Below are 5,662 nucleotides of genomic sequence, written 5' to 3' on the forward strand. Positions count from 1 at the left end.
CCAAATGCACAATCCGAGGAGACAAAGCCTGCCATGACCGCTGCCACCAAAGCCGCTGCGAAGCCGGAGAAATCCGGCTTCGCAGCGGCTTTGGTGGCAGCGGTCATGGCAGGCTTTGTCTCCTCGGATTGTGCATTTGGCGCGGCAATCAGGGCCACGGCCGAAGCGAGCAGGGCGAAAAACAGGGTCTTGGGCATTTGGTCTCCTCCAGTTGTGCCCCAAGGACGCGACGGCAGAGCGCAAGCCGACATGGCCGCGAGAAAATTTGCAGCAGATGCGAAATTGGTCAGTGGCGCTTGGCCTGCACCAGATAGGCGTCGATCTCGGTCTCGCCCAGCCATTTGGCGGCTTCCAGCCGGTGCAGGCCTTCAACCAGAATGTGGCGCTTGCCGTCGTGGCGGACCTGGATCGGCATTTTCATACCGTTTTCGAGAATGTCCTCGGCCAGATGGCGGACCGTTTCCGGATGCAGCGTCTTACGCCGCGCGGCGGGCACGTAGATGTCGTCGACCTTGACCTTTTGCACGCGCAGCATCCTGGCTCCCGGCGCTGAAATGTCACCCCGACATGAGATAGTCTGTTTGCCGGATATGGCCAAGGGCAAGCACTTGCTGGCCCGATCGTTTCCATTTGACGCTTGGCCGGCCAATGGTCTCAATGGCGGCCTGTTGGTTTCAGGTGTTCATTGACGCGACTGCCGACCGAATTCCCCGATTTCGGGCTGACGCCCGAGCAGCGTCGCGAGGCGGTGCGCGGCCATTATTACGAATGGCCCGGCATGGACGGTGCGCGCGGCGAGATCTGGTGCTACAGCGACCGTTTTTCGTACCGGCCTGGCGAAACGGTGGCGTTGCATGTCAGCGTGACGGCGCCGCAATTCGGCATGAAGATTGTTCGCGACGGCGCCGCCGAAACACAGGTCTTCGAGAAAGCCGGCATCGCGGCGCGCTGGCAGGAGACGCCCGACCAATGTTCGGTCGAAGGCTGCGGCTGGGACGCCTCTTTCGAGTTCCGCGTCGGCGACGACTGGCCGTCCGGCGCTTATCGCGTCACGCTCACCGCCGAGGGCCGCAACGGCACGCCGATCCAAAGCCATCACCTCTTCATCGTCACGCCCCTGCCCGGCAGGAAACCCGGCCGTCTGCTGCAGGTCGCGGCGACAGGGACCTGGCTCGCCTACAACACCTGGGGCGGCTCCAACCACTATCAGGGCATCACCGGCCCGAACCGGGACCAATACGCGACGATGGTGTCGACGCAGCGTCCCTGGTGCCGCGGCTTCGTCGTGCTGCCGAAGGAGGCGCCGCGCGTGCCGCTGGAGGTCGCGGTGCCGCCGAAGACCGTGCCGCGATATCCGCACATGGAATGGGCTTTCGCCACCGGCCATTCGAAGAAATACGCCTCCTCAGGCTGGGCGAGCTACGACAGCCATTTCTTCCGTTTCGCCGAGCGCGCCGGCTACGCGGTCGACCTTACCAGCCAGCACGAGCTGCATTTTTCGCCCGACATCCTCGACGGCTATGACTGCGTCGTCTTTGTCGGCCATGACGAATACTGGACCTGGGAGATGCGCGATGCGGTTGACGCCTATGTCGAGCGTGGCGGCCACGCGGCGCGCTTTGCTGGCAATTTCATGTGGCAGACTAGGCTGGAGGACGAAGGCCGCCGGCAGGTCTGCTACAAATACCGGGCGCGGGCCGAGGATCCCGCCTATCGCGGCGACGTCACCCGCGCCACCAATTCCTGGGAAGCGCCGGAGATCGGCCGGCCGGGTTCTGCAACCTTCGGCCTCAATGCCACCAGGGGCGTCTATGCCGGCTGGGGCGGCTGCGCGCCGCGCGGCGTGCGCGGCTTCCCCGTCTACCGCCCCGAGCACTGGGCCTTCGGCGGGACCGGCATCTACTATGGCGACCTGCTTGGCGCCGACAGCCACGTCTACGGCTATGAGGTCGATGGGCTCGATTTCGAGATCCGCGGCGGCCTGCCCTACCCAACCGCGGAGAGCGGCGCGCCGGACGGCCTGCAGGTGCTGGCAGTCGGCATGGCGAGCCAGGTCGAGGAAAGCGCCGACATCCCGATCGAGGATCAGTTCCTGACCGACGAGGACGGCCGCTTCACCGCCGAGACTCTGTTCGGCGAGGCGAGCGACGCCAATCTCGACAAGGTCAAGCGCGGCAATGGCATGATCGTCAATTTCCCGCGCGGCAAGGGCGAGGTGTTCCATGCCGGAAGCTGCGAATGGGTCGCCGGCCTGCTAAGGCAGGACGCGATGGTCGAGCGCGTGACGAAAAATGTTCTCGATCGCTATCTCGGAAAGTCCTGACATGCCGAAACCGCAAGTCCAGCCTGCCCCTGACGCCGAAGCGCGGCCGCGGTCGCATCTGTTCTATCTGTCCAGCCTGCGCCGGCCGCTCGTCGATCGCGCCGAAGGCATCTATTTCTGGACCAAGGACGGCCGCCGCTTCATCGACGGATCAAGCGGGCCGATGGTCGCCAATATCGGCCATTCCAACCGCAATGTGCTCGACGCCATGAAGCGGCAGATGGACAAGACCACCTTCGCCTACCGGCTGCATTTCGAGAACGAGCCGGCCGAGGAGCTCGCACGGGAGTTGGCGCGAAGACTTCCCGAGGGAATGGACCGCATTTTCTTCGTCTCCGGCGGCTCAGAAGCAACGGAATCCTGCATCAAGCTCGCCCGGCAATGGGCGGTCGCCACTGGCCAGCCCAAGCGCTGGAAGGTGATCGCACGCTTCCCCTCTTATCATGGCGGCACGCTTGGCTCGCTCGCGGTCACCGGCGATGATGCCCTGGCCGAAACCTTCAAGCCGATGATGCGGGCGATGCCGACCGTGCCGGCACCGACGGCGTGGCGCGACCGCGACAATCTTTCGATGGAACAGCGTGGCATTCGCTATGCCGACATGCTGGAGGAAAAGATCCAGACGGAAGGCCCGGAGAATGTGCTGGCCTTCATCATGGAACCGGTCGGCGGGGCAGCGACGGCTGCGCTAGTCGCGCCCGACAGCTATTATCCGCGCATCCGCGATATCTGCGACCGCTACGGCATCCTTCTGATCCATGACGAGGTGATGAGCGGCGCCGGCCGCACCGGCAAATTCCTCGGCGGCGATCACTGGAACTGCAAGCCCGACCTGGTCGCGCTGTCAAAGGGGCTGGGCTCGGGCTACGCGCCGCTCGGCGCGCTGGCGGCACCGATGCGGCTGGTCGAGCCGCTGCTTGCCGCCGGCGGCTTCCAGCATGGCCACACCTACGCCGGCAATCCACTCGCCTGCGCCGCCGGACTCGCAGTGCTCGGCGAGATGGATCGTCTCGACCTGATCGCCAACGCCGCCGCCATGGGCGACGTGTTGATCGGCGAACTGAGGGAGTTGCAGAAGCGCTTCCCCTTCATCGCCGACGTGCGCGGCAAAGGGCTGCTGCTCGGCGCCGAAATGGTAGCCGATCCGGAGACGCTGACCCCGATCGCGCCGAGCAAGAAGGCGACGCAGCGCCTGCTCGACCTCGCCTATGAACGCGGCCTGATCATTTACGGCCGCAAGGTCAAGGGCGGCGTCGACGGCGACAACTTCATGGTGGCGCCGCCGATGATCATCACGCGCGAGCAGATCGGCGAGATGATCGCCATTATCGGCGACTCGCTGGCAGCACTCGCCACCGAACTCGACCTGCCGGCCGAAACCTGAAGGGGTAGAACAAGATGGCGACGAGAAAAGTCATCATCACCTGCGCGGTCACCGGCTCGGTGCATACGCCGTCCATGTCGCCCTATCTGCCCGTCACACCAGACCAGATTGCCGCAGACGCAATCGCCGCCGCCGAAGCCGGCGCCTCGATCCTGCATCTGCACGCCCGCGATCCGAGGGATGGACGGCCGACGGCCGACCCGGATGTGTTCATGCAATTTCTGCCGCGCATCAAGCAGGCGACGGATGCGGTGATCAACATCACCACCGGCGGCTCCTCATTGATGACGCTCGACCAGCGGCTCGCCGCACCGCTCCGGGCCGAGCCCGAAATGTGCTCGCTCAACATGGGCTCGATGAATTTCGCGCTGTTCCCGATGCTCGACAAGCCGCGAGAGTGGCAGCACGAGTGGGAGCCGAAGCTGCTCGAAGCCACGCGCGACACGATCTTCAGGAACACGTTCGCCGACATGGAGACGGTGCTGGAAAAGCTCGGCAAGGGCTGCGGCACGCGCTTCGAGTTCGAATGCTACGATGTCGGCCACCTCTATTCGCTGGCGCATTTGCGCGATCGCGAGCTGGTGTCGGGGCCGCTGTTCCTCCAGTTTGTGCTCGGCATTTTAGGCGGCATCGGCCCCGATCCCGACAATCTCATCCACATGAAGCGCATCGCCGACAAATTGTTCGGCGACAGCTACCAATTCTCGGTTCTCGCCGCCGGCCGCCACCAGATGCCGCTGATCTCGATCGCCGCCGCCATGGGCGGCAATGTCCGCGTCGGGCTGGAGGACAGCCTCTACGATGGGCGGCAGTTGGCCAAGTCGAACGCCGATCAGGTGCGGCGCATCCGCTCGGTGCTGGATGGCCTGTCGCTGGAGGTCGCGACGCCCGCGGAAGCGCGCGAGATGCTGGCACTGAAGGGCGGCGACCGGGTGGCGTTTTGAAGTGCGGTGGGGTGAGATGATAGCGCCCAGTCCTACCCCCCTCTGGCCTGCCGGCCATCTCCCCCTCAAGGAGGGTGCCTTGGCGCCTTGCCGGTCGTGAGTACAGTCAACATCAGGCTCGGCCGTATCGACGACGCCGAAACCATCCATGCCGCGCTGCTGCGGATGAGCGCCCATATCGGCGCGCATCAGCAGATCACCTCGACAGCGGATGACCTTCGCCGCTACGGCTTCGGCGAAAAGCCGGCCTTCTCCGCCCTGATCGCCGAGGTGGACGGCGAGTTCGCGGGGCTCTGCCTGCACTTTCCGATCTTCTCAACCTGGATGGGCCGGCCTGGCGTCTATGTTCAGGACCTCTATGTCGAGGACCGCTTTCGCGGCCGCCGGATCGGCGAAAAACTGCTGCGGCGCGTGGCGAAGGAATGTCGCGCTGAAGGCGGCGTCTATCTCCGGCTCTCCGTCGACACCGACAACGAAACCGCCAAGGCCTTTTATGAAAGGCTGGGCATTGGCTGGTCGAGCTACGAACAGGCGCAGAAAATCGCTGGCGAGGCATTCTTCGCCTTTGCGGATGCACCAGAGGACAACGCATGAAAACCTATTATGCCGAGGAACAGAAGCGCCACGATCCCAAGGCTTTCCTCTCCAGCGGCGCCCAGCAGCCCAATCCGGAAAAGCCGGAGCGCATCGAAAGATTGCTGGCCGGCGCGAAAGCCGCCGGCTCGGCGATCGAACGGCCGCGGAACCATGGGCTGCGTCCGGTCGCGGCGGTGCACACGCCCGAATATCTCGACTTCCTCGAGCATATTTTCGAGCGCTGGCAGCGTATCGAAGGCGCCTCGGCGGAAGTGATCCCGAACATCCATCCGATCGCCCGTGGCGGTTCTTATCCTGCGTCCGCCGTTGGCCAGGCCGGCTACCACATGGCGGACACAGCCTGCCCGATCTCGGCCGAAACCTGGAACAGCTCGCTGTGGAGCGCCTGGAGCGCCGTTGAGGCGGCCGAAGCGG

Annotated in this window: 5 protein-coding genes and 2 pseudogenes; 5 read left to right on the forward strand and 2 right to left on the reverse strand. The window is 64.6% G+C overall.

Features of this window, described 5'->3' with window-relative positions:
- Both EN742_RS21970 and EN742_RS21975 read right to left on the reverse strand, forming a co-directional pair.
- A pseudogene (locus EN742_RS21970) lies at positions 1-197 on the reverse strand (hypothetical protein); the annotation flags it as partial.
- 89 nt (positions 198-286) lie between these two features.
- Entirely contained in the window at positions 287-535 is a 249-nt protein-coding gene (locus EN742_RS21975) for a ParB N-terminal domain-containing protein (RefSeq protein WP_126054808.1), read from the reverse strand.
- A gap of 150 nt (positions 536-685) precedes the next feature.
- On the opposite strand from EN742_RS21975, the gene EN742_RS21980 reads away from it, so the two are divergent.
- From EN742_RS21980 to EN742_RS22000, 5 genes and pseudogenes are all read left to right on the forward strand, one after another.
- The gene (locus EN742_RS21980) at positions 686-2,323 is read left to right on the forward strand and encodes a N,N-dimethylformamidase beta subunit family domain-containing protein (RefSeq protein ID WP_128333269.1); all 1,638 of its coding nucleotides are present in this window, start codon (positions 686-688) and stop codon (positions 2,321-2,323) included.
- Between the two features lies 1 nt (position 2,324).
- On the forward strand, positions 2,325-3,707 hold the full coding sequence (locus EN742_RS21985) for an aspartate aminotransferase family protein (protein ID WP_128333270.1): 1,383 nt from the start codon (positions 2,325-2,327) through the stop codon (positions 3,705-3,707).
- A gap of 14 nt (positions 3,708-3,721) precedes the next feature.
- Positions 3,722-4,651, forward strand: a complete 930-nt coding sequence (locus EN742_RS21990) for a 3-keto-5-aminohexanoate cleavage protein (RefSeq protein ID WP_126054811.1) — start codon at positions 3,722-3,724, stop codon at positions 4,649-4,651.
- A 96-nt stretch (positions 4,652-4,747) separates the two neighbouring features.
- Complete coding sequence (locus EN742_RS21995) at positions 4,748-5,245, forward strand: GNAT family N-acetyltransferase (protein WP_245455473.1); 498 nt, start codon at positions 4,748-4,750, stop codon at positions 5,243-5,245.
- Positions 5,242-5,662: pseudogene (locus EN742_RS22000) on the forward strand (histone deacetylase family protein); the annotation flags it as partial. The gene EN742_RS21995 and the pseudogene EN742_RS22000, both read left to right, overlap by 4 nt.

This window comes from Mesorhizobium sp. M4A.F.Ca.ET.020.02.1.1, assembly GCF_004022645.1.
Taxonomy (GTDB): Bacteria; Pseudomonadota; Alphaproteobacteria; order Rhizobiales; family Rhizobiaceae; genus Mesorhizobium.

Coding starts and splice junctions, on each gene's coding strand:
- EN742_RS21975 (WP_126054808.1), bottom strand. CDS start 535: ATGCTGCGCGTGCAAAAGGTCAAGGTCGACGACATCTACGTGCCCGCC.
- EN742_RS21985 (WP_128333270.1), top strand. CDS start 2,325: ATGCCGAAACCGCAAGTCCAGCCTGCCCCTGACGCCGAAGCGCGGCCG.
- EN742_RS21990 (WP_126054811.1), top strand. CDS start 3,722: ATGGCGACGAGAAAAGTCATCATCACCTGCGCGGTCACCGGCTCGGTG.